Below are 23,364 nucleotides of genomic sequence, written 5' to 3'. Positions count from 1 at the left end.
TCAGTCCTCTGCCTTCGCTTTGTCTCGGTCGATCTTCTCGACCCACGCTGTGGCGACGGCAGCGCACTGGATCAGTTCCAGACGCAGCTTCTCAGGGTCGCCCTCGGCCAAAGCTTCAAACACTTCCTCGAGGAAGATGTCAGCGTAAGTGAGCGTGCCTTGTTTCGCTGCGTGGTCTGTCGATGCCTTCGCTGCGGTGGCGATGTCTTTAGCATCGAAGTCTTCAAGCGGGTCAGAGGCGTCTGCGCGGTACCACAGGCCAATGAGCGGTACTTCATGAGGCCCAGTGCCATTGCTGTGGTTCTGCTCGCCCCATTTGGCGTGCTGGCGAAGTCGCTCGCCTAGGATTTCCTCTGTGATGCGGTAGATGGGTGTTGCGTCCAGGTGTGCGCTCATCGTTTGGGTTCTTTCTCTGTGAGGATGGTTTGGAGTTGCTCGGGTGGGAGTAGGCCCAGGTTGCGGGCGAGGTGCGGGCACGTCGTGGCGAGTTGCGCGAGACGCTCCGTGGGGGTCACTGGTCGGCCTCGTCGTAGTGCGGGTGGGTGGCGAAGCGCTCCATAACATCGGCACGGCGCCTGTATTCCCGTGTCACAGGGTGCCCGTCGTAGCCGTCATCGCCAGCGATGCTGTTCTCCCACAGCCAGCAGAACAGCCAGTGCTCAGCGGCAAGCTCGGGTCCCGTGAGGTGTTTGTTCCGCGCTTCCATGTCAACGACCCAGGTTGGCGTGAGCGTTTCGCCCCAGCTTGTTGTTGGCCGCCCGAGGTCATAGACCTCTTGCCCTGTGCGCGTGAATTGCTTCGGGTACACGTGCAGTTCGAGGGGCTTCCGCTGCACACGCTGCGGGCTCATGCGCTGTACCACTTCGAGTCAGGGGCTTCCATGTTCCAGATGCCAAGCTTGCCCGTCATCGGGAAGGGCAGTGCCAGCGGCTGGGGGTTAGCCAACACCCAGTGGTAGTGCTTAGTCATGGCCCACTCTGAGCACACTGTTTCATCGCAGAGGTTCGCGCAGTCTTCCCAGTAGTGGCAGTCGATGACATCTACGGTTCCGATGACCTGGCCGCGGGGCATCCCGATCATCGGGTCATCAGGAACGATCCCATGGTGCTTGAAAGCAACCCGCATCGCCGGCCAGTCCCGCGCTTCCTTCGACTCAGCAACCCCAGCATGGATGAATAGCGGGCCCCGATAGTTCGTCGGGCGGGAACGGTTCTCCACGTCCTTACCGAACCGGATGATCGCGTCAGCCCACGGCTGCTTCACAGTCAGAGCCTTCATGGCTGGACCTCGTATGAGCTCAGGTGCTTTACGATTTGGCGGACTGCCTCGGTCGGCGTGGACTGGCCCTTGAAGAGCAAGTCCACGGCCTCGCGGATCTGCTCGATGGCCTGTACGGCGGCTTCCGGGTTGGGTTTCGCTGCGTTTCGGTCGATGCGGGCCACAAGTTCACGGACGACTGCCGGTGAGCTGGGCTGTGCGTCACGGACGTTAGCCCGGGCGAAAGCGAGGTATGACGGCTCTTCGGTGCTCATGACTGCACCTCGGCAAGGTCTACGTGGTAGTCAGCCAGGTATGAGTACTCGCCGTCGTCGCGCTTGACGATGAGCTCCACGTCAGGGCGGCCATACTTCCGTTCCCAGGACGAGTTTTGCTTGTGGAAGATTCGCTCGATGGTTCCGGTGCCTTTGGTGTAGGCCTCGCCCCATTGTTCGGCGGAGCGTCGGACACGTGAGCCCACCTTGAGGTCTTTGAATTCCGTGACTTCGGTGCTGCCCCGCTTGAGCATGGACTCAGCAACCTCTTCCGGGGTCATGCTGCTTCCTCCAAGCGGTACTCGCAACGCAGGCCGCCAGCAGGAACGCCACGCCGGCGGCGAGCTTCCATGAAAGAGCCAAGACCGGCCATGGTGTGGCTGAGCTGGAGCGCCTTCAGCGGGTTGGCCACTTCGCAGGGCTGCTTGGAGCGCTTCCAGCAAGTGACGCACATCCCGCCACCGCCACGGGCGATGGTGTCCGGGTAGTCCGCACTCTTCATCTTCGATGAGCGTGTGAGCTTCCCGCATTCCGGGTTAGCGCACGGGGCGATCCCTGCGGGACTCGTTGGAGAGTCCACGTTCGGGAGTGTTGCTAGGCTGGTGTGCATCAGGAGTTCCTTTCCTGGTCATAGCCTCCGGACCATTGCAGTGGTCGCGGGGGCTTCTCTTTGTCGGTATACCCAGCCTAGCAACAGTTTCCCTATTTTTCCATCTATTTCCCTAAAACCGCACCCAAAGGCGTGTCATCCACGCCCGAAGGCAGGGAAACCGGCACCTCACGGATGGTCAGGACGATGCACGGATCACCCTTCCCGCCCTCGAAAAGGAACGGGCCCTCCACGTAACGGTTGTTGTCGTCCTCGCACATCCCGTGATCGATCAGCCCATCCACGATGGCCTTGGCGGTGGGGTAGAAGTTCATGGCGTCGAAGTCACCGGCCCGGGTTTTCACCACACGCCCGGTGATCGTCACCCGGTCAAGGCCCTGGGGGAGGCCAGCAGCGGCCGCGGCCTCAGCCGCCAACCTCCGCCAGTCCGCCCGGATCGGAGACAACACCCGCCAATGATCCCGGTCATTCGAGTTCAGCCACGGCTTCCGGGTGAACATCTTCCCCGTCTTCTGCTTCCGGACCGGCTTGATATACGGGGCCGGCACGGTCACAGTCCACTCACGCATCCAGTGCCTCCACTTCCCGCTCCAACGCCTGCCATGCCTCAGGTGACCGGCCGGCAACCCACACCAGCCTCCGCAGCAACTCCCGGTCAGTCGTGCCCATAACGGCCGCTGTGCGCTCCAGGGTGGCCTCGTGCACAATGTCCAGCCGGTACACCCGCGTCCCCTTACGGCGGCTCACGCTACGGCCCTCATGGGGAGCCTGGCGCCCTTGTCGAGCGCCATGGAGTAGTGGCCCCAGAAGTCGAGCTCTGCGAGTCCGGTAGGCCCGTTGCGTTGCTTTGCGATCAGCATAGACAGGTCTCCGGTGTTCTCTCCCATGATTTCTCGGTGCAGGAGGATCACCACGTCGGCGTCCTGCTCCACCGCCCAGACTCGCGGAGGTCGCTTATTTGAGGCATGTTGTCCGCTCGCTGGGTGGACCCTCGGTTGAGCTGAGACAGTGCGATCACGGGAATTTTCATCTCCATGGCCAGGATCTTCAATTGCCGGGACATGTCCGCCACGAACTCGTGCCGGGGCCGCTTGTCCCCGGCGGGCTGCGCCATGAGCTGCAGGTAGTCCACCACCAGCCCAGCGAGGGGCTGCCGGCGGTTCACCGAACGGGCGAAACGCTTGATGTCCGTCAATGTCACGCCGGAGTTGTCATCGATGAACAGTGGCACGTCCTGCCATGCGGCCCGGCGTGCCCGGATCGCAGCCCAGTCTGACGCCAGCAGATCCCGCTTCATGAGCCTTGCCAGATCGATCCGCAGATCCGCGGCCACAGCCCGGATCTGCACATCCGCCTCAGACATTTCAAGGGACGAGAACGCCACAGCACCCTTGGCCGTCAAAGCTTTGGCCAACTGCAGGGCGATCACAGACTTACCCACGGCCGGGCGGGCACCCACCACATACAAGCCACCCGGACGGAGGCCGCCGATGATGTCATTCACAGCCATCCATGGGGTGGGCACCTGATCCGGTTCATCATCCAACTGGGACAACATCACATCGATGGTTTCCCCGAAGGACTGGACTGTTGTCGTGGTCGCCTTTGATGTCCCATCGACTTCCTTGCGGGCCAGCTCCACCAGCTCCGCCTCGTCCCCAGGCTGGTGGGCGATGTCACGGATTCTGTGCGCGGCGGCGGCCAGCCGGCGGCGGGTAGCGTGTCGGGCAACGATCTGCGCGTAATGCGACCCCACGGACGGGGTGGGGCAGGCCTGGCTGATCTCGTGGAGGTACTGGACTCCACCCACCCGGTCAACCTCCCCGGAGACCACCAGCGAGGCGCCCACGGTGATCACGTCCACCGGCTCGCCCCGGCCCTGAAGCTCCAGCATTGTCCGGAAGATCGTTTCATGCGCCGGCCGGTAGAAGTCCGGGCCCGTCACGATCTCCACAACGTCCTGCATTGCCTCGGAGCTCAGGAGCATCGATCCCAGCGTTGACTGCTCAGCCGCGATGTCCTGCGGCGGGGTAAGTGATTCGCTCATGACCGGGCCCCGATCTTGTGGAATTCAGGGGACCAGGGGCTTGCTGACTTAGGCAGTGTCGGCGTGGCTTTGGTCAGCCACATCCGGAACCCGGAATCCCAATCCCGGAGACGACGGTCATTAGCCTGAGCGTGAAGCCTAAACCTCTCGGCTTCGCTGTCCAGATTCAAAAGACGGCTCTTTGCATATTCGATGTGCGCGCCGTTCGGAACCCAGTTGGCAGGGAGTGGACGCTCCGGCTTCTTACGTTCCCCCTGCACCCCCTCACCGCTAGGTGAGGTAGCTGTAGTAGTAGCTGTAGCTGTGTGCAACCCTTCCGGGCGGTCAGGGTTTAGGGTAAAAGGCAGCGTTTCTTCAGGGGTAAACGGAAGGGTAAGCCCTTGGGTAAATGTTGAGATATCCGCACCCTTACCCTTGACCAGAGACATCACCTTGTCTTGCCTAAAGGCCGCCCACTCGGGGAACTCACCATGGAGTCGCTGCAACTCAAAGGTGAGGACTTGGCGGATGCGCTTCGAAGCCACATCCGCGTAGGAGTTCACCATGGAGATGGATAGCTTCGGCTGCTTCAAGAGCCCGTCATGCCTCAAGAAAGACCGAATGAGGATTTCCTCAGTCTCGTCATCAATGAGCACAAAACGGGCCGCCTGGAGACCCTCCGCAGCGGCGCGAATAGTGTCCGCCGTCATGCCCTTGGTCATGGCAGCCAGCCGCGCCGGCCGCCAGTCCGCAACGCCCACATAGCTGAGCTTCGGGTGGGTCATCAGCAGCCAGTACAGGTGCTGCTCAATGACGTTCAGCTCCCGCCAGTCATCGTCCGTGTGGATGGCAGTGTTGATGGATGCACGATCACGCGCCAATGTACTCCACCTCCCCGGAAACCCACTGAGACTCAAAGTCCTTGAGGCTTAGCCGTGGTGTGGTCTGCCAGTGCTCCAGCAGCTCCCAGGAGGCGTAGCGGTGGGCACGTGACACTGGCCCTGTGAAAAGGTCCAGCCCATCAATGTGCAGGGCCCGGCCCAGCTTGTTTACCAACACTCCGCCTGTCGCTTCCAATGCTTTGTCGTAGGCCGCCTGAACATGAGCGTCATAGGCGTCCTTCATTTCTTTCCAGCGCTCCGCTGCATGGGTGAAGATGAGACTCACGCCGTCACCACGCTTTCCCCGGGGATGCGAACAATGTTCTGCAGTTGCGGTGCTTCCAGCATGTGCGTTGCATGCCCAGCGAGGTTCACGCCGGCCGTGTGACAGGACCACAGGCGGGGGAGGTTCGCGGCGATCTCGGCCACACCAGGCGCCTCCGGCTCCCGCATGTAGAACCCGCTGTCACTCACGCGGGCAATCACCACCGTGCCGTGCTTCTTCGACAACCACAGCCACCGAAGAGAGTTGTCATTAGTCCCGTGAAGAATTGCTATCGAGTCATCAAGGACTGTCATGGTGCCACCTCCTGAAGCCTGGTCAGCGACACATCACGCCGGTTGAACATGCAGCTAAACAGCCGGTAAGTCCCAGTTGCGCGTGTGTGCCACGTGACCATCACGTGGTCGTCTCTTCTCCTAGCCTCGACTGTCACAAATGGGCTGCTGCCAGTATCTATGCCGTGGTTCAAGACGAAAGACCAGCCACCGTCCACCAGTAGGCTCACCAATTGTTTGCATTTCTCTGGCACCACCGTGCCGCCACCAGCGCGGCGCGGTGAGTTATCAACGCTCATGCTGCCACCTCCAGCGCGGCAACATGGTTGGCCTCGAATACGGCACGGGCAAAGCCCATCGGGGTAGCGCTCCGGAAGTTGGCACGCTCCGGGCCGGGGCTCGCAAAATGGATGCGGTTGTCCGGTGCGCCCAGTGTTTCGTCCTTAGCGGGTTCCGGCATTTGAAAGCCCCCCCGGTCCACAAGCATGTCTTCTTCGTGTAGTTATCCCCGGGTTCAAAGGTGGTGAAGTCTGCCGGGTGGAAGGTGTGCTGCGGCTTCCCGAACGCTGAGGCCAACACGGAGACAGGATTCTCCACCATGTACGGCGCCCCACTCAGCCGGCCGATGGTACGGCACTGCTCCGCAACCATGACGGCCTTCGCCTGGAAGAGCGCGTCCTTGGCATGCTTGTCTTTGAACCAGCGGGCCCCGCTGACTGCCATGTCCGTGCACGGCGGGAATCCGAAAACCATGGCGACATCGCCAGATCGGATCAGGTGGCCGGCAAACTCCATGACATCCTCGACGGTGCCGGCGAACTTCGTAACGGGCCCCTCGATTCGAGTAGTTACGTGCTGGGGGTCTACCAATACGGCTTTGTATCCCGCCTCTACCCACGGTTTGACCATGTTCCCTGTGAGGTCACAGAGGCTAATGACAGTTCTCATGCCTGGACCTTGCCGTTGACTCGGCGCCATGCCTGCATAGTGCTTACGCCGGATGCTTGCCCGATCTGCTCATAGGTGTGACCTTGATCCTTGGCTTCCTTCGACGCCTTTATCAGAAGGGCTTTGGTTTCGGTGTGCGTCCTGGCTACTTGCGACACGATCTCAAGGGGTCGCATTGCATTGTCGGGCATGCTGTTGCTACTCTGCATTTAGAGCCACTTCCAATCAGTGGTGTTTAGCCCCGTCAGATGTTCGCAGCATCGGCGGGGCTTTTGGTTTATCTGGATAGGTAAAGTCTACCTCAGAAGTACCTATTTTTCCCCTTTTTACCACCTATTTCGGGTTCTTTTGTACTTGCTTCCCCATTTCGATTACTTGGTTCGGATGTGAGAGTACTCACACAAAAGGAGGGCCAGGATCCGAAGATCCCAGCCCCTCGAACAGGGTGGTTTGGTTTAGAAGGGAGGTTCCGAGTCGGGCCCGTTGCCCCAGTTGCCGGCGTCCTGCTGCCCGCCACCGCCGAACCCTCCGCCACCGGTGTTACCGTTGAATCCGCCCGAGTTCCCGCCGCCGTTGCCGCTCCGCTGAGTGCGGTTCACCTTGGCATTCGCGTACCGGAGGCTGGGGCCGATTTCGTCAACCTCCAACTCAATCACGGTCCGCTTCTCGCCTTCCTTCGTCTCATAGGAGCGGGACTTGAGGCGGCCGGATACGATGACTCGCATACCCTTGGTGAGGGACTCGGCCACGTTCTCTGCGGCTTCCTTCCACACCGAGGCCCGGAGGAACAAAGTCTCCCCGTCCTTCCACTCATTCGACTGCCGGTCGAACGTCCTGGGAGTGCTGGCGATTGTGAAGTTCGCCACCGCTGAACCACTCGGGGTGAACCTGAGCTCAGGATCATTCGTCAGATTCCCGATGACCGTAATAGTTGTCTCGCCTGCCATGTTTACGCTGCTTCCTGACTAGTGATGATGTTGTGTTGCAAATCTGTGTAGTGGCCCTCGTCGTCCAGATAGACAAACCGGCCAATGCGGGGGATGTACACGGGTCGGGTGTCTATCTCTAGATCAGACCGGACCTTCCACCCGTTCATGCGCGCCTGTTCCGCGAGGTCCGGCATGGACTCCACAAGGTCATTCCAGCGGGAGCAAACCAGCAAACCGTTAGCCACCCGGTTGCGGGACTTCACCCCGCCATGTCCGCGGCCCTTCCGGTGATGGTGGACGAGATCCCCAACGCAGTCCCCGCCAGCGCCGTGGATGACACAATCCAGATCCCGGGCCGTGATGGCGATCTTCTGCGCCTTCGTGAAACCAGTGTTCTTACTCATGAACCTTCGCCCCTTCCGGCTACTCCGAACATGGCCCGGACGCTGGCGCCGATGGACTGGTACGCCCGCAGCTCCGACTCCAGCGCCTTAGCCAGCCGGTCCGCGTACTTGTAGGCAGCGTCCGTGACGTCCCGGGCCTCCCGCTCAGCGAGGGTGGCCAGCTCAGCCGCGTACTTCTTCTCGTGCGCTGCACCTTCGTGGACCATGTACGCCGAGGCGAACGCCTGGTCATACTCCCGATCCGCCGTGAGGAACGCTATGTAGCGTTCATTGCAGACGCCGGCCGATTTGGCGATCCGGTTGCTGATGTCCCGGATACGCTGCTCTATGGTGACCGGGTTCAGGACGTCAACGCTCATGCTCAGCCTTCGATCTGGGGGAGCGCGGATCCAAGGTTCAGGTGGGCCAGGTCGCCGTTACGGTACGCGGCGAACAGCTTCTGCTTGGTCTTGTCCTTGTCCGCGGCCTTGGTCCCGGCGTAGGTGACGCTGAACTGTGAGGGCTCCGGAGCTTTCAGGTGCTCAACACCGGGGACGGGCTCGCCGTCCTTCGTGATGATCTGGTCACCGGCCTGGATGAACTCTTCCTCCAGCAGGCGGTTGAGTGCGGCCGGCTTGACCTGTTCATACGACGTCGCCGGGACAACCTTCTCCGGAACAACCACGGTCTCGATCTCTTCCGGGTGGTTCTTCTTCATCCACATGAAGAACGCCGTGTCGTCAGCGATCACAGTCGCGTCCTTGCCCTCCGTGAGGGACACCTGCCCGATCTTCGTTCCGTCCGGGAGGGCCACGGAGAAGGACTTATTACCGGACCGGCGCCATTCCTCCAGTAGGGGCTTGATGTGTTCCTCACGGTCCTTCTTGATCTCCGCCGTGAGGGCATCAACAATGGTCTTCTTGAACACAAACCGCAGGTTCTCTTCGCGGATGTCCACGACGGTGATCTCTTCTGCCCGTTCTTCGGCTGGTGCGCTCATGCTGCTGCCATCTCCTTCTGTGTCGTGTCGGCCGGTGCGGCCTGTGGTTTGTTGATGTTTGCGATGCGGTCCAGGACCGCCTGAGGTGCTCCCATGCCCTGCGCGGACTTCCAGATGGACCGCAGGAGGTCCACATTGCCCTTGGCCTCATAGAGGCGCACTTCAAGCTGCTCGGCCTGCTCATCACCCCATACGGGGGTTGCGGCGCGGGCTGCTGCCTGACGGGCATGGAGCGCTTGGGCTCCAGCGTCCTCGTTGGGGTTTGCCGGCGGCGCCTGCTGCATGCGCTGCTGCTGCGGGGCTTCCTCTTCCGGCACGGCGGCCGATGCCTGACCATCAGCGCTGGAGTACTGGCGTGGGGCTGTGGCCCCCTCGGCGTCAAGGCCCAGCTTCCGCCACAGCCAATCCACCGAGAAGTCCCTGACGGGGACTTTGTTTCCTACGGGCAGGTCCAGCTTGAGGGACCGGACCCCAGTCAGGTACGAACTGCCGCGCTCCGGCATCTCAACGATGGCTCCCACGTCGAACGGCAGGGACTTCTGACCCTTGATCTTCTGCGTCTTGTCCTTCGTGGGCTGGCCCTTATCGTCCATGACCGCCACAATGTCTAGGCGGGCAGTGATGATGGAGGGCCCGTCATGCTCGCGCATGACGTCCATGACGTCCTGCCAGCGGGCGGTGGCCTTGTTCCAGAGGTCCGGGCCGATGGTGGCTTCCGCGTCCGGGTCGTAGGGCTTCTTCCACTTCTCGGCGGTCTTCTTGGCCCGCATGTTGGCTCGCTCTTGGGCTTCGTCGGAGAGCATCTCCCAGACTCGCGTTCCGGAGTCGAGGACCAGCAGGTTTGGCTTGCCGTCCACGCGGGGCTGGTTTGAAGCGTCCCGGAGTGCGGCGAGGATCGACTTGTGCGTGCCGTCATGCTTCGCGATGAGGAACCGGGCACCCTCAATGGCTCCGTACTCATCAGGGTCATCCTCACCAACACCAACCCAGTAGGTCTGGCCGATGAGCTCAGAAGCAGAAGCCTTGGCGGAGGCGTAGGACTTGCCGGCCTTCTCCCCGCCCGCAATAAGGAGGATGGGCCAGGAGGGTTTGCCGGTAGGTTCGCGGAATTGGGTGGTCATCGTGTCAGCTCCCTCTTGTTGGCCCAGGCTTCGATACGGGCGGTTGATGGGTTCACCCAGCCGGAGGTAACTTCCTCCCGGGCCTGGGGTGCGCCGTCCGTCTCGCATATGCAGAAGCAGACGTCCTTGTGGCAGTCATCGCAGCGGTAACGGTCACCGCAGTAGCAGAACCTGTTGTCACTCATCGTCGGAACCTCCATGTTGCGGGCAGTCCGTGGCTGGGTAGTCCTCCATGCGGGTGTCATCAGGGACGAGCTCGATGGTTCCGTAACAGGCAGGGCAACCACCGATCTCTTCGCCTATCTCTCCGCATTCCCGGCACATGAACAGTTCGTCGTCCAGGCAGGTGCATTCGAGGTCATACGGGGTGAGGCTCATGACAGGTCCTCGCAGTCCCTGCATCCGGAGCCGGCGCGGTGCATAAGGTGTACGTCCGCGTGGTCGGCACGGATGGCCCACGGGATCGCTAGGAGGAATCCGAGGGCCAGGATGGCGTTGAGGAAGATCAGGCCGTTCATTACGCCGCCGCCAGGTGGAGATCGGCGTAGCGGGCTTGGAACCGGGCCGTCATGAGCACGTAGTCCACGGACTCGCTGATGCGCCCCTCAATGTTGTCCAGCACCCAGAGAGTGTTGTCCACGGTGCCGTCCCTCCAGCACTCGTGCATGTCATGGTTTCCCCGGTCCAGTTCGTCCAGTTCACGGATCGTGGTCACGAGGTGGTCCAGCGCCGTCCACTGCACATCGGAGTCGGTCATGAACGAGAGTTTCCGGGCGAGGGTCTGGAGTTCGTCCTCTGTGTAGTCCTTGGGCCCTTCAGCGGCGAAGGTTCCCGTCACATAGCGGACAACCTGAGTGGCCATGGACCGATCGAACATCAGTGGCGTAATCTGAGAGTTGGTCATCATTCTTCCTTTGTCGGTGTTGGTGACTTGAAGGGTCCGGTGGCTGCCGGGCCCTTCTTCTATTGCCAGACCCCTACGGGCCGTTTCGGAATCTCAAACAAGGTGTTCTTCGGGAGGTGAGTCTCTGCCCACTTCATCGCCTGGCCCTCGGTGTTGAACCCGATTTCCTCGATGACAGTCCCCCTGCGGATCGCATATTCCGTGCCAGCCGCCTTGAAGTACCCCGCGGTGGTGAGTGCTTCAGTTACTGCTGCCGCTACAACGGTGAGGAAGTCTTCCGTCTCTGCCACCTCAGTGAGTGCGGCCAGCACGGTCTGGTGGATGTCGGCACTCATTGGCTTGCGCGGGGCTGGCGTTCCCGCCAGCGGTCCACGTCGGCCCAGGGGATGCGGAGTGGTGAGTTCTTTTTCCCTGAGCCGCCCTTGTAGGCTCCGGGGAACTCGCCGGAGCGGGCCATGGTGCGGATGGTTACGGGGTGGTGGCCGAGGTGTTCGGCTACCTGCTTCACGGTGGCGTCTCCAGTGCGGGTCATCGTGCGGCCCTCCATTGGGCGCAGACCCCGCCGTTGCGGCCCGGGCGCGGTGACCGGACAAACGGGACCTTCGCCGGTCGGATGGCTCCGCGCTCTGCAGCATGCCGGAACAACGTGCCCCACATGCTGGGATGCGGAGGGTTTCGGAGCCCAGCCTGGGTGAGTGCGTACGCCGTGAAGGGCTCACCCCTCTTGGCTACCTGTGCAAGGACGTCCATCGCGTCATCGGTCCACGTACGGTCTTCAAGGACCATGGCCTGTGTCATGACGAGCTCCTAACCACAGAGAGTTTCGTACCGCGGATATCTGACGGGTGGACCCCTAGGAACTTGGCCAAAGCAACCAGCTTTGAGTTCGTCAGGGGCCTGAGACCGGATTCGATCTGACTGATGGAGGGAGCGCCGCGGTAACCGATTGCGGTTGCCAGTTCCTCTTGGGTCAGGTTTAACTCCATCCGGATCTCACGGACTGTCGCGCCTACGCGCTCCCAGTCGTGGTCTTCAGGGTAGGTTTTCTGCGGCCCCCTGCGGGCCGGGTTTGTCGGTGTTGGCACATACCCAATCTAGCGGAAAGTTAGGGAAAGGTCTACCCAACCTTAGGGAAAGATGCCCGATACCCGCGGGTACATGCCCGAATACCTGAATTACAAAGGCGTAATTACCGGACATGTTTCCCGAATTAAAGGGTGACCTTGGGCGGTTTGCCCAGTTGATATTCCCTAACTTCTCCTACACGATGAGGATGTGAACGACATAGAAGCTTTGAAGATGATCGGCCGCTTAGTTGCATCCGCACGCGTCCAGGAGGGGAAGACGCAGGTTGTTTTTGCTAAGGAAGCCGGCATTGACGTCAAGACCCTCCGGACCCTCGAAACCGGGGATCGGCTGTTGCATGACACGAAACTCCATGCAGTTGAGAAGGTTCTGGGTTGGCGTGCAATGTCCATCCGACAGATCTGGGATCGCCGCGAGGACATAGACCTGTCGCTTGTCACCACCGATGACATGAAGCTTGGTGCACAGCAGGAATCTTGGGATGAGCTGGATGCCGAGACCGGCAAACCCGTCACAAAGGCGTCACAATTGACCACCGAAGAGCTTTTAATGGAACTCCAGTATCGCGTTCGTCACTTGACTGTCGAAGTTTCCAAGCTGAAAGACGAGCGCGAAGCCCCTAGCACTGACCACTGACAAAAAGGGAAAGGTAGGGAAAGGCTGTAAAGTCATCCTCGGCACCACCAAAGGTGACCAATGTTAGACATCAAGGGGAACAGCCGCGTTGGACACCAAGCCCGCAACCAGCACCGACACAAACAGCACCTCGAAGCAATCCGGACAGCCACCAAGCCGGATGCACAACGCAGGTCACAACTTCTACAAGACCGTTTGCCCGGTCAAATGTGAACTCGCAGACGAGTGGGCCGCCCAAAGGCTCATCTCCCCACGGGAGTTCTTGAACGCAGCACGTTCACACCGCACCATCGACGGCGTAGCCCGAGAACTATGGGCGACACCTGGCATCGTGCGAGCCTACATAGACCACCTGAGCGTCAAAGATTGGGCCACCATGAAACGACTCGTCGGACATGAGCTTCAGTAATGAGCCGCATCGATGATCGGTGGGTGAGGAAAGACAAGACGCGCACCCCTCTCTATGGGAAGGGCAAGCGCTGGCAAGCCGTGTGGTACGAGAACGGCAAAGAGAAAAAAGCGTCATTCGCTTTCAAGGACGCCGCCCAGGCGCACCTGACAAGCATCGATCACCGGCAACGGTCCGGCACGTACACCTCCCGGGAACTCGGCAGGGTCCACGTGGGGGAGTTGCTGGATCCATGGATGGACACCCTCTTGCATTTGCGGGACTCCACCGTGGCGGCCACCCGCTCTGACGTGCGGGCCACTATCCGGCCGTACTGGGAGAACCGCATCGTCGCGGACATCACCCGCGCCGACATCCAAGAGTGGGTGTCAGGGATGAAGAAAGCCGCCCGGACCGTGGAGACCATCTACGGCCGGTTCCGCAACTTCCTGAACTGGTGCGTAGAAGAGGGCCGCATCCCGCACAGCCCTGCCGTTGGGGTGAACCTGCCCCGCGGCCACAAGCGAGAGCATATCTACCTCAAGGTCTCAGAGGTATCGAAGCTGGCGCTGTCGATCGATCCCTTCTATACGGACCTTGTGTGGTTCCTGGCTATGACTGGTCTGCGATTTGGGGAAGCCGCAGAGCTGAGAGCGAAGGACCTTCACTTGGAGCGTGGCCGCATCACCGTGGCCCGGTCCGTGACTGACGTGGACGGGAAGATGGTAGTGGGGCCGCCCAAGAACGGGAAGCCCCGGGACGTGCCAGTGCCAGGGTACGTGATGGAGAGGGTGACCAGGCGGGCCGCAAGCCTCGCCCGGGATGACCTCGTGTTCCCGGGCCCACGTGGCGGATGGCTCCGGTCCAACAACTTCAAGCGCCGCACCTATAACCCGGCTGTGAAAGCAGCGAAGCTCCCGGCCGACCTATGGGTGCATGACCTCCGACACACTGCCGCGTCGTTGGCGATCTCATCCGGGGCCTCGGTCAAGTCGGTACAGCGGATGCTGGGGCACGCCTCAGCCAAGATCACCTTGGACGTGTACGCCGGGCTATTTGACCAGGATCTTGATGACGTCAGTCTGAGGATGAACGCTCTGATTCTTGATCATGAGCTGCCACGTATCTCTGCAGTGCCTGCCTGATTACGTCGCTAAGGCTGTCGCCGTTCTTGCTGGCGGCAGCCTTAGCGTCATCCCATAGCCCATCTTCGATGCGGACTGTACGGTGGGTAGTCCCCTTACTCACGCCTGGCCCGCCAGCATGTGGGGCATGGCGGCTTCGAGGATTGCGCGAACTTTGGCCATGGCTTCAGCGCGTTCATCTGCTGTTGCATCCTCCCAGGGGATCCCGAACCGACCGTCCTCGATATAAAGCCGTGCACCACTCTCTACCGCTGCGTAGTTGATCACTTCATTTCCTCTATCCGTTCGAGTGTGCGGAGTGCGCTATCAAGGCGCCCCCGCGTGTATTCATTCGGCTTCTTCTCCCACTGCTCCTGGAAGTAGGGAATCGCAGCCGCCGCCATTACGAGCAATTCTGCCTTACTGTTCATGCTGCGAGACGGACCATTGAGCCGGCGGGGAGGGCGGTTACATTGAACCCCTTGCCGAAGTGGCCGATTTTGTAGAGGTTCGCGTTGCCCCAGTTGTCTACGCTCATGACCTCGACGGCGTGCTTGCGTCCTTCCGGGATGATCATCATTCCGACTTCGAGATTCTCTACTGCGATCATTGTCTTGCCTTCCGTCTTCGGCTTGTTCCGATAAGACAAAACTACAGGGTGTATATACACCCTGTCAATACCCTGACTCTCCCTAATTCCTCTCAGGGGGCCGGATAATCCGCGCCAGCACTGGGACTACACTCACGTTTACACCGTGGATGTCATCGGTTCGATCCCGGTAGGACCCACCGACCGAAACCCCCGTCACTCCAAGCCTTTTGGCTGGCAGTGGCGGGGTTTTTTCGTGCAAAGCCCACGTTCTCCACATCCCTTTAATGTCAGGGCCCGCATCTAGGGTTTCTTCCCATGGAGCACGTATATATCCGTAGCAGCACGCAGGGCACACCGGCGGTAGTGGTGAGGGGCAATCGGGAATGGCGGATCGTAGTAGAGCCTGTGCGCTGGTTTGAGCGCGTCCCATGGTGGGAGCAGTCACGGCGAATGCCGAGGGGGCAAGGCCGCGTGGATGTGGAGGTCTGGCAGGTCCAGGTTCGCTTGGGAAGCAATCTCCGGTCCGGCATTGCCACGTGGGAGCTGGTGCGGGATGGTGCCGGAGGAGGTTGGTGCCTGAGGGGCGAAGAAGTGGCTGCGGCCTAGGTTTTCCGGGAAATGGATGAGCTCTCCACCGCGACTATTGGGGGATGCCGCGGTGGAGAGCTCGAAGATGAATATACAGAGAACTTTTGGGTTTGGAAAGCCGAGTATGCCAAACGGCCGGCACGTGTCGAATATCCGGTGGGTTCATGCCTCATGATGGCAGCGGCGTGTCACTATGATGGGTAGTGTTCAGCTGAATGAACGCGATGAGAGTTATGACGAAGGAGAATCATGGCCGATTCCCGCACCACCCGTTCCGAGGGGCTGGGCGCTTCGTCGCCTGCGCCCGCCGTGACCCGCGCAGCCGCGGTTCTTGAGGCACTGGCAGGATCTCCGTCAGGGCGGCTGACGCTCAGCGATCTTTCCCGCGAACTTGGCATCCCCAAATCGTCCACGTCCAATCTCCTGCTGGCGCTCGAGGAAGCGCGCCTTATTACCAGGCAGGGCGCGGACTTTGCCTTGGGACGGAAACTGGTGGAGCTCGGTGCCGCGTACCTAAGCCGACTCGACGAGGTACAGGAGTTCTACAAGTATTGCGAGCAGGCACCTACCCTCTCAGGTGAGACGGTGCGCATCGCCATGCTCGACGGCGACCACGTCATCTATTTGGCCCGCTATGAGGGGCATCCTGCGGTGAGGCTGACATCCAATATTGGCGACAAGATGCCTGTCTCCCTTTGCAGCGTTGGCAAAGCCCTGCTGGCGCAACTCCATGATCACGACATTGAGTCAATGTTCCCTGATGGCATGGAACTTCCGGTCATGACTGCCAACTCACTTCGCACCGCTGAGGAACTTAAGTCCCAGATAGCTGCCATTCGGAAGCAGGGGTTCGCTTTCGAAGATGAGGAGTCAACGGTGGGTGTGGTCTGTCTCGCCGTGCCCGTGCCTACCCATGGAGCCCACGGCCCCAGTTTGGGGCTTTCGGTCACAGCGCTCAAGGCCACCTACTCCGAGGAACAGGGCGCCTTGATGGTCAAGGAGCTCAAGGAGTTGGCGCGATCCCTCGGGAACCCGATGGGCTGAGCCCGCATCTTTCGGGACCGCTCTAAATAAATCTGATTACAACCTTGGCACTGAGTTCAACAAGCTGTACGCTGTTCATCATAGTGATCTTGGCGGTGATGCCATCACTATCTCGCCGGGCCAACGGGGGCCTGGGGTGATTTTGAGGGAGTGCTTGTGATAACTCGTACTAATGCACGGCTCGCAGCTGATGCTGACGATGCCGTTGTTGAGCCGGAACAGCTGCGCAGGGCTACCTTGGCCAGCTCCGTCGGCTCAGCCTTGGAGTACTACGATTTCTACATCTACGGATTGGCTTCCGCGCTGATCTTTGGCCCATTGTTCTTTTCCCCCCTTGGCCCGGAGGGCGCTCTGATCGCCTCCTTCGCCACGTATGGCGTTGGATTCGCCGCGCGACCCTTCGGTGGCTTGATCTTTGGCTACATCGGCGACAGGTTTGGCCGCAAGATGGTCCTGATCTTGACCATTGCCCTGATGGGTACGGCAAGCTTCGCCATTGGGTTGCTTCCGACCTTCGAACAGGCCGGAATGCTCGGGGCGGTCCTGCTGGTGACCCTAAGGATCATCCAGGGCCTCGGCGCGGGCGCGGAGCAGGCCGGCGCCACCACGCTGATCTCCGAAGTAGCTCCGCGCCGTCGTCGTGGTTTCTTCGCATCATTGCCTTTCGTGGGCATCCAACTGGGTACCCTCCTCGGCGCGGGAACCTTTGCTTTGATTGCCATGGCTGACAAGGACGTCCTGCAGGGCTGGCTGTGGCGCGTTCCGTTCCTGGCCAGCTTCATCCTGATCGCAGTGGCCATCTTCATCCGCCTCAAGCTCAAGGAAACGCCTGCGTTCCAGGAGTTGGAGAAGCACAAGAATGTGGTCAAGAACCCCATCAGTGCGCTGTGGAAGCACTCCAAGAAGAATGTGCTCCTGGGCATCGGACTCCGGATGGGCGAAAACGGCAACTCGTCCATCTACTCGGCCCTGCTGGTGTCGTTCATGAGCATGCCGGCAGGCGTCTTTGCCGGAAACAACTCGATCGGCCCTGTGGGCTTGCTGGTCGCCGCAGGTTTCGCTGCCGTCCTGGTGGTGACGTTCGGCGCGCTGTCCGATAGGTTCGGCCGCGTTCCGGTGTACCGCTACGGCGCCTTGTTCCAGGCCATCATTGCGGTCCCTGCCTTCTACCTGGTCACCTTGGGCAACGTCACTCTGGTGTGGGTCGTCATGTCCGTGGGCATCGCCATCGGCGTCCAGTCGATGCTTGGCCCACAGTGCCCGTTGCTGCCTGAACTGTTCGGCTCCCAGTACCGCTTTACGGGTGTGGCCATGAGCCGGGAAATCTCAGCCGTCCTGGCCGGCGGACTCGCACCCCTGCTGGGTGCGCTTATGCTGGCGGCCACCAACCACTCATGGTTGGTGCTGGCCATCTACTCCCTGGTCCTGGCGCTCATCTCCTTCGTAACCACCTTCTTCACCCCGGAGACGGCGGGTCGCGACCTGGTCAGTACCGAAGACGCCAAGTAGCGTTCCGGCACCACAAATGCAGCGTGGCACCCTCCGAACGGAGGGTGCCACGCTGCATTTGTGCAGGGAACCGGCGCTTGCCGTACTATTCCTGTTTTTTCTGCGTCGGCCTGAAAACGCTGCCCGAAAGGGGAGCGGTAGCGAACCATCCGGTGCCTGTTCCGGGCGGGGCGTCAGCCAAAGCACGCGCGACTCTCTCTTTTTCTGCGCGCGAAGTGGATGTCAGGGCATCGAAGGCAGCAACCGCCTGCGGGTTAGGGGCCTTGGTGCCGAAGAACCGGTGCGGCCGGGCGTTGTCCTCGTAGGATGTGAAGTCGATTTCATAACCGTCGCCGAGTTCATCAGCAACACGCTGGGCCAGCCGATGACCCTGAGCGGTGTATCTGGCAGCACTCTCCGCCGATTTCCAGGTGAAACCGCGTGTCAGGGACTCATAGTAGGACTGTTCCCAGTCCCGGAGCTCATGCACCAGGCCTTCAGTCAACCCCGTGAGGGAGTAGTCGATGGGACCGTCAAGCCAGAGCGCCGTGTCCCCGTAATCCGGAAACAGGCGCACGACAGCGCGTTGCGGGCCCTCCAAAGTATTCATGTGGCGATGCTACTTCAAGGCAATGTCAAAGCAAGGGGCGCGGCCAGGGGCAGTCCCTGGCCGCGCCCCTTGCGCAGGCCGAGCGTTGAGAAGATGGCCTAGTAGAAGTGGATGGGATCCACCAGGTGGGGCAGTTCGCCGCCGGCCAGGAAGGTACGAAGGTTGCTGCAGAACCGTTCCGCGATGAGGCGGTTCTCCGCAGAGCTGAGGGCGGAGGTGTGCGGGGACACCAGTACCCGGGGGTGGCTCCACAGGGGGCTGTCCTGGGGGAGCGGCTCCACGGCGAAGACATCCAGGCAAGCGTAGGAGACCTGACCGTTGTCGAGTGCTTCAAGCAGGGCTTCCTCGTCCACCACAGTTCCGCGGCCCACATTGACGAAGACAGTGCCGGGCTTCATGGCGGCGAAAATGTCCCTGTTGAACAGCTTCTCCGTGTAAGGAGTACCGGGGAGCGTGTTGACGACGGCATCGGCGTCGGCGAGCAGTCCGGGGAGTCCGTCATTGCCGGTGACCTCCTCTATTCCGTCGATGGCTTCGACGTTGCGCTTGGTTCCGCTGACCTTCATGCCCAGGGCGTGTGCGATGCGTGCAGTCTCCATGCCGATCTCGCCGAGCCCGGCGATAACCACCTTGGAGCCGTTGGCCAATTTGGTGGGGGTGCGGAGCTCGGGCCAGAACTTGGCGGTTTGGTCTTGTGCCATCTCTGCGCTGCGCTTGAATCCGTTGAGGATGCCGAACGCGGAGAATTCTGCCAGCGGTAGCGCGTGGACGCCTGCGGATGTGGTGACGCGGAACTTCTGCAGGGTTTCGGTGTCCAGGCCTGAGGCCTTGACCGCTCCGCCGGCGCCCGCGGCCATCGCATGGATCCATTGCAGGTGGGGGTTGCTGGCAGCGACGCGTGCCAGTCCAGCGGGGCTTTCGTTGGGGAAGCCGTAGAGAACCTGCGCCCGGTTCAGCAGGGCCCAGTAGCGCTCCTCCTGCTCGGGCGTCCGCTTGAAGTCGGGATCACCGGCATGATCGGCGGGGAACCGCTCCGGGGGCAGCAGCTCGGGTTCGTAGAGAACTGTTACGGAAGGATCTACAGCGCGTATCAGCTCTACGTGCTCAGCTTCGAGCGGTACAGCGATGGCGATGGTAAGTTCATCAGTCGTCATAGTGTTCATCATACTGAATGGAGGCTAGGATATTGAACAGTATTCCTGAAGATGACCACAAAGAAGTGAGGTGTGACCTGCCGTGATCAGTCAGCGAGTGGGCTTCGTGGGCTTGGGACTCATGGGTGCTCCCATGGCTGCCAATTTAGCCAAAGCCGGATGGTCCGTCACCGGCTGGAACCGATCCGATGCGGCCTTTGAAAGCCTGGCCGGCGTGCGTCGCACAGCAAGCGTCGCGGAACTCCGTGACGAGGACGCCATCATCTTCATGCTCCCGGACCTGCCGTTCATCGAAGAAGCCGCCGCGGACCTGCTTGCGTCATGGCGGAACCAACCGCCAAAGCCCGGCACCGCCGTCGTGATCATGAGCAGTGTCTCGCCCACAGCGGTACAGCAGTTCAGTAAGACGGTTCATGAGGCAAGCAGTGGCAACGCAGAGGTGATGGACGCGCCGGTCAGTGGCGGCACCGCCGGTGCGCAAAGCGGGACACTGGCCATCATGGTCGGAGCCACCGAATCCGGGTTCGACACGCTGCAACCACTGCTGGGCGCCATGGGGACCACCGTACGTCGGATGGGACCACTGGGATCAGGGTCCCTCGCCAAGGCGTGCAACCAACTGATTGTCGGAACCACGACGGCGGCGCTCGCCGAAGCCGCCGAACTCGCCGAGCGCTCCGGCATGGACGTGGGCGCCCTCTTTGACGTCCTGTCCGGCGGGCTGGCGGGAAGCCGGGTTTTGGACAACGTGGGTCCACGCCTGGCCGCCAAGGACTACGCACCTACCGGTCCGGCCAAGTTCATGCACAAGGACCTTGGCTTCGTGCTGACCAGCGCGGAAGCCGTTGGTTCCGCCGTTCCCATGGCTTCGGCCGCGATTGAACTCTACGCAGAACTCAAAAGCCAGGGCCTCGGCGACCAGGACCTCGCCGTGGTCCGCCAAACCATCGCAAACCTGAGCCGGGCGCATGCAGCGCCGGCGAACACCAACTGAACCGGCGCAACCACAGAAGGAATGAAGAACAAACTATGAGTGGACTTTTTGATCTGACCGGGCGGGTTGCCTTGGTCACTGGTTCGAGCAGGGGGATCGGTAACGCCTTGGCAAGGGGCTTGGCCGATGCCGGGGCGACGGTGGTGCTCAATGGCATCAATCCGGAGCGGCTTGAAGCGGCCCATCAGGCCATGGCGGCTGATTATCCGGCGGGCCGGGTGCACGGCCGGGCCTTCGATGTCACAGATGCCACGTCCGCTGCCGAGGGCGTTGCCTGGGTTGAGGAGAACGTTGGCCCGTTGGAGATCCTGGTAAACAACGCCGGGATCCAGCACCGCGTCCCGATGCTGGACCTGGACGTCAAGGACTGGGACCGGGTGATCACCACGGACCTGACCAGTGCGTTCCTGGTGGGCAGGGAAGCTGCACGGCACATGATCCCCCGGGGACAAGGGAAGATCATCAATATCTGTTCGGTCCAGACGGACCTGGCCCGTCCCACCATCGCACCCTATGTGGCGGCCAAGGGTGGCCTCCGGAACCTGACCCGCGCCATGACTGCTGAGTGGGCTGCGTCCGGTTTGCAGATCAACGGCATCGCGCCGGGGTACATCCACACGGAAATGACGCAGAACCTGGTGGATGATTCCGATTTCAACTCCTGGATACTGGGCCGCACTCCGGCCAACCGGTGGGGGACGGTGGCCGATCTTGCCGGGCCCGTGGTGTGGCTTGCCTCCCAGGCGTCCAACTTCGTCAACGGCCAGACGATCTTCGTCGACGGTGGAATGACGGTGGTGGTCTGATGGGCATCACTCTTCCGGCTTCCGGCCCCGCTGTGGTGGCCCATGGAAAGGGCGATCTCCGGATCGAAGACATCCCGCTGACCGCACCGGCTGCCGGGGAAGCGATCGTGGAGATTGCCTACGGCGGGATCTGCGGTTCAGATCTTCATTACTGGTTGCATGGTGCGGCGGGGGAGTCCATCCTCAAAGAACCCATGGTCCTCGGGCACGAGATTGTGGGAGTGGTCCTCCAACAGGCAGGCGATGGTTCCGGCCCTGGCGTGGGAACGCCGGTGGCCGTCCATCCAGCGACGCCGGCCCCCGGGGATGTCAGGTATCCGGAAGACCGGCCCAACCTCTCCCCGGGCTGCACGTACTTGGGCAGTGCTGCCCGGCATCCGCATACGGACGGCGCGTTCAGCCGCTACGCCAACCTGCCCTCCAGGATGCTCCGCCCGCTGCCGGATAACCTGGACCTTCGCACCGCTGCGCTCGTGGAACCGGCCAGTGTTGCCTGGCACGCCGTGGCCCGCGCAGGCGACGTCAAGGGAAAGACGGCCCTCGTGATCGGCAGCGGCCCGATCGGCGCCCTCACCGTCGCCGTCCTCAAGCGTGCCGGCGCGGGAAGGATCGTCGCCGTCGATATGCATGACAAACCGTTGGAAATCGCCCGCGCCGTCGGTGCAGACGAGGTCCTCAAGGGCGATGAAGCGGAGGCCATAGCGGCAGTGGATGCCGACGTCGTCATTGAATCCTCGGGAAGCCACTACGGACTGGCCTCGGCCATCAAGGGAGCCACGCGCGGCGGCAAGGTGGTGATGGTTGGCCTGCTGCCCACAGGACCGCAGCCGGTGTTCATCTCCCTGGCCATCACCCGCGAGTTGGAACTGCTCGGCTCGTTCCGTTTCAATGACGAAATCGACGACGTCATTACAGCTCTGGCCGATGGGTCGTTGTTTGTGGACCCCGTGGTGACGCACGAATTCGACCTCGCCCACGGACTGGAAGCCTTTGAGGTAGCCAAGAACTCCGCCGAGTCCGGAAAAGTCCTGCTGAACTTCGGATAGCTCCGGCTAGTTTTTGGACACAGGGACGAAGACGCGGGGCTGGTCGTCCCAGCTGGGTGCCAGCTCCGCGATGGTCTGCCGCATGATCTTTGCTGCCGCGTCCCGCGCCAGGGAACCGTCTCCGGCGTCGATCGCGTGGGCGACGTCCATGTGCCACTGCAACGCCTGTTTCTGGGGGTGTTCAGGCATGAGTCCGTGCACCGTACGTCCAGTGAGTGTCTCGGTGACCTGGCCAATGAGGTTGGCGAACATTTCATTGCCCGAGCCGGACAGCACCAGGGCGTGGAAACGGATGTCGAGGTCCAGGAACCTGGCCATATCGCCGGCGTCGCCGGCTTCCTTCATGGCCAAGGAGATACCCACCAGCTCCTGGCGGAGGCTTTCCGGTGCATTGCCTGCGGCAAGTTCAGCAGCAACGGGCTCGACGGCGGAACGCAGTTCTGCGAGCGATCGCAACTGGGCGCCACGCCCTTCGCCTGCAAGCCGCCAACGAATCACCAAGGGATCGAAAGGATTCCACCGGTGTGCGGGAAGGACCCGAATGCCCACCCGCTTGATGGTCTCCACGAGGCCCAGCGACTGCAGGACGCGCACAGCTTCCCGGACTACCGAGCGGGACACCTTGAGTTCGTCTTCCAAGTGCTCCGCCAACATCACATGTCCGGTTGGCAGGGCGCCACCCACAATCCGGGTTCCCAAATGCTCAACGGCGCGGTGGTGGAGGCTGGTTGACATAGAGGTAAGCATAGTGGCGCACGCGGCACCTGCGTGCAGGACCCGGCGTCGCCTGCACAGGTGGATCCGGGCGCTCATCATAGACTGTTTATGACGCAGGGAGCTTCCACAACGTGGGCACCGCTTTCCCGCCCAAGGATTTAATACGTATGGTTTATTACAGCCCCTGGTTTTGAAATCG

Annotated in this window: 40 protein-coding genes and 1 pseudogene; 8 read left to right on the top strand and 33 right to left on the bottom strand. The window is 61.4% G+C overall.

The features are described 5' to 3' along the window. The 27 genes and pseudogenes from CGK93_RS14095 to CGK93_RS24650 form a co-directional block, all read right to left on the bottom strand. Positions 1-396: a hypothetical protein gene (locus CGK93_RS14095; protein ID WP_089595375.1), complete on the bottom strand. Its 396-nt coding sequence runs from the start codon at positions 394-396 to the stop codon at positions 1-3. A 115-nt stretch (positions 397-511) separates the two neighbouring features. Then, positions 512-850, bottom strand: coding sequence for a hypothetical protein (locus tag CGK93_RS14090; RefSeq protein ID WP_089595374.1), 339 nt, complete (start codon positions 848-850; stop codon positions 512-514). After that, on the bottom strand, positions 847-1,278 hold the full coding sequence (locus CGK93_RS14085) for an ASCH domain-containing protein (protein ID WP_089595373.1): 432 nt from the start codon (positions 1,276-1,278) through the stop codon (positions 847-849). Before CGK93_RS14085 ends, CGK93_RS14090 begins: the two co-directional genes overlap by 4 nt. Then, complete coding sequence (locus CGK93_RS14080; RefSeq protein ID WP_089595372.1) at positions 1,275-1,532, bottom strand: hypothetical protein; 258 nt, start codon at positions 1,530-1,532, stop codon at positions 1,275-1,277. The genes CGK93_RS14085 and CGK93_RS14080 overlap by 4 nt, the downstream gene beginning before the upstream one ends. After that, on the bottom strand, positions 1,529-1,813 hold the full coding sequence (locus CGK93_RS14075; RefSeq protein ID WP_089595371.1) for a hypothetical protein: 285 nt from the start codon (positions 1,811-1,813) through the stop codon (positions 1,529-1,531). The genes CGK93_RS14080 and CGK93_RS14075 overlap by 4 nt, the downstream gene beginning before the upstream one ends. Continuing rightward, positions 1,810-2,142 (bottom strand): hypothetical protein, encoded by a 333-nt coding sequence (locus tag CGK93_RS14070; protein WP_157731824.1) that lies wholly within the window; start codon positions 2,140-2,142, stop codon positions 1,810-1,812. Before CGK93_RS14070 ends, CGK93_RS14075 begins: the two co-directional genes overlap by 4 nt. Before the next feature lie 104 nt (positions 2,143-2,246). Further along, a complete protein-coding gene (locus tag CGK93_RS14065) occupies positions 2,247-2,711 on the bottom strand; it encodes a hypothetical protein (protein ID WP_089595369.1) in 465 nt (154 codons plus the stop codon). Next, positions 2,704-2,889: a hypothetical protein gene (locus tag CGK93_RS23605; protein WP_157731822.1), complete on the bottom strand. Its 186-nt coding sequence runs from the start codon at positions 2,887-2,889 to the stop codon at positions 2,704-2,706. Before CGK93_RS23605 ends, CGK93_RS14065 begins: the two co-directional genes overlap by 8 nt. Continuing rightward, positions 2,886-4,129, bottom strand: a pseudogene (locus tag CGK93_RS14055) (replicative DNA helicase). The gene CGK93_RS23605 and the pseudogene CGK93_RS14055 overlap by 4 nt, the downstream one beginning before the upstream one ends. A 56-nt stretch (positions 4,130-4,185) precedes the next feature. Beyond that, positions 4,186-5,049, bottom strand: coding sequence for a hypothetical protein (locus tag CGK93_RS14050; protein ID WP_089595366.1), 864 nt, complete (start codon positions 5,047-5,049; stop codon positions 4,186-4,188). Next, positions 5,039-5,335, bottom strand: a complete 297-nt coding sequence (locus CGK93_RS14045) for a hypothetical protein (protein ID WP_157731818.1) — start codon at positions 5,333-5,335, stop codon at positions 5,039-5,041. The genes CGK93_RS14050 and CGK93_RS14045 overlap by 11 nt, the downstream gene beginning before the upstream one ends. Then, positions 5,332-5,628, bottom strand: a complete 297-nt coding sequence (locus CGK93_RS14040) for a hypothetical protein (protein ID WP_089595364.1) — start codon at positions 5,626-5,628, stop codon at positions 5,332-5,334. Before CGK93_RS14040 ends, CGK93_RS14045 begins: the two co-directional genes overlap by 4 nt. 274 nt (positions 5,629-5,902) lie before the next feature. Further along, positions 5,903-6,067, bottom strand: coding sequence for a hypothetical protein (locus tag CGK93_RS23860; protein ID WP_198318225.1), 165 nt, complete (start codon positions 6,065-6,067; stop codon positions 5,903-5,905). Between the two features lie 484 nt (positions 6,068-6,551). Then, complete coding sequence (locus tag CGK93_RS14025; RefSeq protein ID WP_157731816.1) at positions 6,552-6,746, bottom strand: hypothetical protein; 195 nt, start codon at positions 6,744-6,746, stop codon at positions 6,552-6,554. Positions 6,747-7,010: 264 nt separating this feature from the next. Next, positions 7,011-7,502 (bottom strand): single-stranded DNA-binding protein, encoded by a 492-nt coding sequence (locus CGK93_RS14020; protein ID WP_089595361.1) that lies wholly within the window; start codon positions 7,500-7,502, stop codon positions 7,011-7,013. A 2-nt stretch (positions 7,503-7,504) separates the two neighbouring features. Next, on the bottom strand, positions 7,505-7,888 hold the full coding sequence (locus tag CGK93_RS14015; RefSeq protein ID WP_089595360.1) for a hypothetical protein: 384 nt from the start codon (positions 7,886-7,888) through the stop codon (positions 7,505-7,507). After that, the gene (locus tag CGK93_RS14010) at positions 7,885-8,247 is read right to left on the bottom strand and encodes a hypothetical protein (RefSeq protein ID WP_089595359.1); all 363 of its coding nucleotides are present in this window, start codon (positions 8,245-8,247) and stop codon (positions 7,885-7,887) included. Before CGK93_RS14010 ends, CGK93_RS14015 begins: the two co-directional genes overlap by 4 nt. Positions 8,248-8,249: 2 nt before the next feature. Then, complete coding sequence (locus CGK93_RS14005; RefSeq protein ID WP_089595358.1) at positions 8,250-8,867, bottom strand: hypothetical protein; 618 nt, start codon at positions 8,865-8,867, stop codon at positions 8,250-8,252. After that, positions 8,864-9,988: a hypothetical protein gene (locus CGK93_RS14000; RefSeq protein WP_089595357.1), complete on the bottom strand. Its 1,125-nt coding sequence runs from the start codon at positions 9,986-9,988 to the stop codon at positions 8,864-8,866. The genes CGK93_RS14005 and CGK93_RS14000 overlap by 4 nt, the downstream gene beginning before the upstream one ends. Next, positions 9,985-10,173, bottom strand: coding sequence for a hypothetical protein (locus CGK93_RS13995; RefSeq protein WP_089595356.1), 189 nt, complete (start codon positions 10,171-10,173; stop codon positions 9,985-9,987). The genes CGK93_RS14000 and CGK93_RS13995 overlap by 4 nt, the downstream gene beginning before the upstream one ends. Continuing rightward, a complete protein-coding gene (locus tag CGK93_RS13990; protein ID WP_089595355.1) occupies positions 10,166-10,366 on the bottom strand; it encodes a hypothetical protein in 201 nt (66 codons plus the stop codon). The genes CGK93_RS13995 and CGK93_RS13990 overlap by 8 nt, the downstream gene beginning before the upstream one ends. Then, on the bottom strand, positions 10,363-10,506 hold the full coding sequence (locus tag CGK93_RS23600) for a hypothetical protein (RefSeq protein WP_157731814.1): 144 nt from the start codon (positions 10,504-10,506) through the stop codon (positions 10,363-10,365). Before CGK93_RS23600 ends, CGK93_RS13990 begins: the two co-directional genes overlap by 4 nt. Then, a complete protein-coding gene (locus CGK93_RS13985) occupies positions 10,506-10,892 on the bottom strand; it encodes a hypothetical protein (protein WP_089595354.1) in 387 nt (128 codons plus the stop codon). The genes CGK93_RS23600 and CGK93_RS13985 overlap by 1 nt, the downstream gene beginning before the upstream one ends. 59 nt (positions 10,893-10,951) lie before the next feature. Continuing rightward, positions 10,952-11,227 (bottom strand): hypothetical protein, encoded by a 276-nt coding sequence (locus CGK93_RS13980; RefSeq protein WP_089595353.1) that lies wholly within the window; start codon positions 11,225-11,227, stop codon positions 10,952-10,954. Continuing rightward, the gene (locus CGK93_RS13975) at positions 11,224-11,424 is read right to left on the bottom strand and encodes a helix-turn-helix domain-containing protein (RefSeq protein ID WP_157731810.1); all 201 of its coding nucleotides are present in this window, start codon (positions 11,422-11,424) and stop codon (positions 11,224-11,226) included. The genes CGK93_RS13980 and CGK93_RS13975 overlap by 4 nt, the downstream gene beginning before the upstream one ends. Further along, complete coding sequence (locus CGK93_RS13970) at positions 11,421-11,690, bottom strand: hypothetical protein (RefSeq protein ID WP_089595351.1); 270 nt, start codon at positions 11,688-11,690, stop codon at positions 11,421-11,423. Before CGK93_RS13970 ends, CGK93_RS13975 begins: the two co-directional genes overlap by 4 nt. Then, positions 11,687-11,878 carry a helix-turn-helix domain-containing protein gene (locus CGK93_RS24650; RefSeq protein ID WP_089595350.1) on the bottom strand — a complete coding sequence of 64 codons (192 nt, stop codon included), beginning with the start codon at positions 11,876-11,878 and terminating at the stop codon, positions 11,687-11,689. The genes CGK93_RS13970 and CGK93_RS24650 overlap by 4 nt, the downstream gene beginning before the upstream one ends. 289 nt (positions 11,879-12,167) lie before the next feature. On the opposite strand from CGK93_RS24650, the gene CGK93_RS13960 reads away from it, so the two are divergent. Together CGK93_RS13960 and CGK93_RS13950 are read left to right on the top strand one after the other, a co-directional pair. After that, complete coding sequence (locus CGK93_RS13960) at positions 12,168-12,614, top strand: helix-turn-helix domain-containing protein (protein ID WP_089595349.1); 447 nt, start codon at positions 12,168-12,170, stop codon at positions 12,612-12,614. A 408-nt stretch (positions 12,615-13,022) separates the two neighbouring features. Beyond that, a complete protein-coding gene (locus CGK93_RS13950; protein ID WP_089595347.1) occupies positions 13,023-14,147 on the top strand; it encodes a tyrosine-type recombinase/integrase in 1,125 nt (374 codons plus the stop codon). 99 nt (positions 14,148-14,246) lie between these two features. On the opposite strand, the gene CGK93_RS23595 is transcribed toward CGK93_RS13950, so the two are convergent. From CGK93_RS23595 to CGK93_RS13945, 3 genes are read right to left on the bottom strand one after another with little or no spacing between them, the layout of a single operon-like run. Beyond that, on the bottom strand, positions 14,247-14,414 hold the full coding sequence (locus CGK93_RS23595) for a hypothetical protein (RefSeq protein WP_157731806.1): 168 nt from the start codon (positions 14,412-14,414) through the stop codon (positions 14,247-14,249). Beyond that, positions 14,411-14,557: a hypothetical protein gene (locus tag CGK93_RS23590; protein ID WP_157731804.1), complete on the bottom strand. Its 147-nt coding sequence runs from the start codon at positions 14,555-14,557 to the stop codon at positions 14,411-14,413. The genes CGK93_RS23595 and CGK93_RS23590 overlap by 4 nt, the downstream gene beginning before the upstream one ends. Continuing rightward, positions 14,554-14,736, bottom strand: a complete 183-nt coding sequence (locus CGK93_RS13945) for a hypothetical protein (RefSeq protein WP_089595346.1) — start codon at positions 14,734-14,736, stop codon at positions 14,554-14,556. Before CGK93_RS13945 ends, CGK93_RS23590 begins: the two co-directional genes overlap by 4 nt. A 297-nt stretch (positions 14,737-15,033) precedes the next feature. Here CGK93_RS13945 and CGK93_RS13940 point away from each other — a divergent pair, with 297 nt between their 5' ends. The 3 genes from CGK93_RS13940 (at position 15,034) to CGK93_RS13930 (ending at position 17,859) form a co-directional block, all read left to right on the top strand. Continuing rightward, the gene (locus CGK93_RS13940) at positions 15,034-15,324 is read left to right on the top strand and encodes a hypothetical protein (RefSeq protein ID WP_089595345.1); all 291 of its coding nucleotides are present in this window, start codon (positions 15,034-15,036) and stop codon (positions 15,322-15,324) included. Positions 15,325-15,555: 231 nt separating this feature from the next. Further along, positions 15,556-16,350, top strand: a complete 795-nt coding sequence (locus CGK93_RS13935; RefSeq protein WP_089595344.1) for an IclR family transcriptional regulator — start codon at positions 15,556-15,558, stop codon at positions 16,348-16,350. Positions 16,351-16,500: 150 nt separating this feature from the next. After that, positions 16,501-17,859: an MFS transporter gene (locus tag CGK93_RS13930; protein ID WP_089595343.1), complete on the top strand. Its 1,359-nt coding sequence runs from the start codon at positions 16,501-16,503 to the stop codon at positions 17,857-17,859. A gap of 85 nt (positions 17,860-17,944) precedes the next feature. Here the strand turns inward: CGK93_RS13930 and CGK93_RS13925 are convergent, their stop codons facing one another. Continuing rightward, on the bottom strand, positions 17,945-18,448 hold the full coding sequence (locus CGK93_RS13925; protein ID WP_089595342.1) for a hypothetical protein: 504 nt from the start codon (positions 18,446-18,448) through the stop codon (positions 17,945-17,947). A gap of 98 nt (positions 18,449-18,546) precedes the next feature. After that, positions 18,547-19,614, bottom strand: a complete 1,068-nt coding sequence (locus tag CGK93_RS13920) for a D-2-hydroxyacid dehydrogenase (protein ID WP_089595341.1) — start codon at positions 19,612-19,614, stop codon at positions 18,547-18,549. A 70-nt stretch (positions 19,615-19,684) separates the two neighbouring features. On the opposite strand from CGK93_RS13920, the gene CGK93_RS13915 reads away from it, so the two are divergent. The 3 genes from CGK93_RS13915 to CGK93_RS13905 are packed head-to-tail and all read left to right on the top strand — an operon-like array spanning position 19,685 to position 22,448. Then, positions 19,685-20,596 carry an NAD(P)-dependent oxidoreductase gene (locus CGK93_RS13915; protein WP_089595340.1) on the top strand — a complete coding sequence of 304 codons (912 nt, stop codon included), beginning with the start codon at positions 19,685-19,687 and terminating at the stop codon, positions 20,594-20,596. 35 nt (positions 20,597-20,631) lie between these two features. Then, positions 20,632-21,402: an SDR family oxidoreductase gene (locus CGK93_RS13910; protein WP_089595339.1), complete on the top strand. Its 771-nt coding sequence runs from the start codon at positions 20,632-20,634 to the stop codon at positions 21,400-21,402. After that, positions 21,402-22,448, top strand: a complete 1,047-nt coding sequence (locus CGK93_RS13905) for an L-idonate 5-dehydrogenase (protein ID WP_089595338.1) — start codon at positions 21,402-21,404, stop codon at positions 22,446-22,448. The genes CGK93_RS13910 and CGK93_RS13905 overlap by 1 nt, the downstream gene beginning before the upstream one ends. 6 nt (positions 22,449-22,454) lie before the next feature. Here CGK93_RS13905 and CGK93_RS13900 read toward each other — a convergent pair whose 3' ends face one another. Next, positions 22,455-23,183 carry a FadR/GntR family transcriptional regulator gene (locus CGK93_RS13900; protein ID WP_089595337.1) on the bottom strand — a complete coding sequence of 243 codons (729 nt, stop codon included), beginning with the start codon at positions 23,181-23,183 and terminating at the stop codon, positions 22,455-22,457. Between the last annotated feature and the right edge of the window lie 181 nt (positions 23,184-23,364).

It is taken from the genome of Arthrobacter sp. YN, from assembly GCF_002224285.1.
Taxonomy (GTDB): Bacteria; Actinomycetota; Actinomycetes; order Actinomycetales; family Micrococcaceae; genus Arthrobacter.
Note: the sequence above shows the minus strand (reverse complement) of the source record. Positions and strands in the feature narration are given on the sequence as shown.

Bases quoted from the DNA above. Each gene is read 5' to 3' on its own strand.
- CGK93_RS14095 (WP_089595375.1), bottom strand. From the start codon at position 396: ATGAGCGCACACCTGGACGCAACACCCATCTACCGCATCACAGAGGAA.
- CGK93_RS14090 (WP_089595374.1), bottom strand. From the start codon at position 850: ATGAGCCCGCAGCGTGTGCAGCGGAAGCCCCTCGAACTGCACGTGTAC.
- CGK93_RS14085 (WP_089595373.1), bottom strand. From the start codon at position 1,278: ATGAAGGCTCTGACTGTGAAGCAGCCGTGGGCTGACGCGATCATCCGG.
- CGK93_RS14080 (WP_089595372.1), bottom strand. From the start codon at position 1,532: ATGAGCACCGAAGAGCCGTCATACCTCGCTTTCGCCCGGGCTAACGTC.
- CGK93_RS14075 (WP_089595371.1), bottom strand. From the start codon at position 1,813: ATGACCCCGGAAGAGGTTGCTGAGTCCATGCTCAAGCGGGGCAGCACC.
- CGK93_RS14070 (WP_157731824.1), bottom strand. From the start codon at position 2,142: ATGCACACCAGCCTAGCAACACTCCCGAACGTGGACTCTCCAACGAGT.
- CGK93_RS14065 (WP_089595369.1), bottom strand. From the start codon at position 2,711: ATGCGTGAGTGGACTGTGACCGTGCCGGCCCCGTATATCAAGCCGGTC.
- CGK93_RS14040 (WP_089595364.1), bottom strand. From the start codon at position 5,628: ATGACAGTCCTTGATGACTCGATAGCAATTCTTCACGGGACTAATGAC.
- CGK93_RS23860 (WP_198318225.1), bottom strand. From the start codon at position 6,067: ATGCCGGAACCCGCTAAGGACGAAACACTGGGCGCACCGGACAACCGC.
- CGK93_RS14025 (WP_157731816.1), bottom strand. From the start codon at position 6,746: ATGCCCGACAATGCAATGCGACCCCTTGAGATCGTGTCGCAAGTAGCC.
- CGK93_RS14020 (WP_089595361.1), bottom strand. From the start codon at position 7,502: ATGGCAGGCGAGACAACTATTACGGTCATCGGGAATCTGACGAATGAT.
- CGK93_RS14015 (WP_089595360.1), bottom strand. From the start codon at position 7,888: ATGAGTAAGAACACTGGTTTCACGAAGGCGCAGAAGATCGCCATCACG.
- CGK93_RS14010 (WP_089595359.1), bottom strand. From the start codon at position 8,247: ATGAGCGTTGACGTCCTGAACCCGGTCACCATAGAGCAGCGTATCCGG.
- CGK93_RS14005 (WP_089595358.1), bottom strand. From the start codon at position 8,867: ATGAGCGCACCAGCCGAAGAACGGGCAGAAGAGATCACCGTCGTGGAC.
- CGK93_RS14000 (WP_089595357.1), bottom strand. From the start codon at position 9,988: ATGACCACCCAATTCCGCGAACCTACCGGCAAACCCTCCTGGCCCATC.
- CGK93_RS13995 (WP_089595356.1), bottom strand. From the start codon at position 10,173: ATGAGTGACAACAGGTTCTGCTACTGCGGTGACCGTTACCGCTGCGAT.
- CGK93_RS13990 (WP_089595355.1), bottom strand. From the start codon at position 10,366: ATGAGCCTCACCCCGTATGACCTCGAATGCACCTGCCTGGACGACGAA.
- CGK93_RS23600 (WP_157731814.1), bottom strand. From the start codon at position 10,506: ATGAACGGCCTGATCTTCCTCAACGCCATCCTGGCCCTCGGATTCCTC.
- CGK93_RS13985 (WP_089595354.1), bottom strand. From the start codon at position 10,892: ATGACCAACTCTCAGATTACGCCACTGATGTTCGATCGGTCCATGGCC.
- CGK93_RS13980 (WP_089595353.1), bottom strand. From the start codon at position 11,227: ATGAGTGCCGACATCCACCAGACCGTGCTGGCCGCACTCACTGAGGTG.
- CGK93_RS13975 (WP_157731810.1), bottom strand. From the start codon at position 11,424: ATGACCCGCACTGGAGACGCCACCGTGAAGCAGGTAGCCGAACACCTC.
- CGK93_RS13970 (WP_089595351.1), bottom strand. From the start codon at position 11,690: ATGACACAGGCCATGGTCCTTGAAGACCGTACGTGGACCGATGACGCG.
- CGK93_RS24650 (WP_089595350.1), bottom strand. From the start codon at position 11,878: ATGGAGTTAAACCTGACCCAAGAGGAACTGGCAACCGCAATCGGTTAC.
- CGK93_RS13950 (WP_089595347.1), top strand. From the start codon at position 13,023: ATGAGCCGCATCGATGATCGGTGGGTGAGGAAAGACAAGACGCGCACC.
- CGK93_RS23590 (WP_157731804.1), bottom strand. From the start codon at position 14,557: ATGAACAGTAAGGCAGAATTGCTCGTAATGGCGGCGGCTGCGATTCCC.
- CGK93_RS13945 (WP_089595346.1), bottom strand. From the start codon at position 14,736: ATGATCGCAGTAGAGAATCTCGAAGTCGGAATGATGATCATCCCGGAA.
- CGK93_RS13940 (WP_089595345.1), top strand. From the start codon at position 15,034: ATGGAGCACGTATATATCCGTAGCAGCACGCAGGGCACACCGGCGGTA.
- CGK93_RS13935 (WP_089595344.1), top strand. From the start codon at position 15,556: ATGGCCGATTCCCGCACCACCCGTTCCGAGGGGCTGGGCGCTTCGTCG.
- CGK93_RS13925 (WP_089595342.1), bottom strand. From the start codon at position 18,448: ATGAATACTTTGGAGGGCCCGCAACGCGCTGTCGTGCGCCTGTTTCCG.
- CGK93_RS13920 (WP_089595341.1), bottom strand. From the start codon at position 19,614: ATGATGAACACTATGACGACTGATGAACTTACCATCGCCATCGCTGTA.
- CGK93_RS13910 (WP_089595339.1), top strand. From the start codon at position 20,632: ATGAGTGGACTTTTTGATCTGACCGGGCGGGTTGCCTTGGTCACTGGT.
- CGK93_RS13905 (WP_089595338.1), top strand. From the start codon at position 21,402: ATGGGCATCACTCTTCCGGCTTCCGGCCCCGCTGTGGTGGCCCATGGA.
- CGK93_RS13900 (WP_089595337.1), bottom strand. From the start codon at position 23,183: ATGTCAACCAGCCTCCACCACCGCGCCGTTGAGCATTTGGGAACCCGG.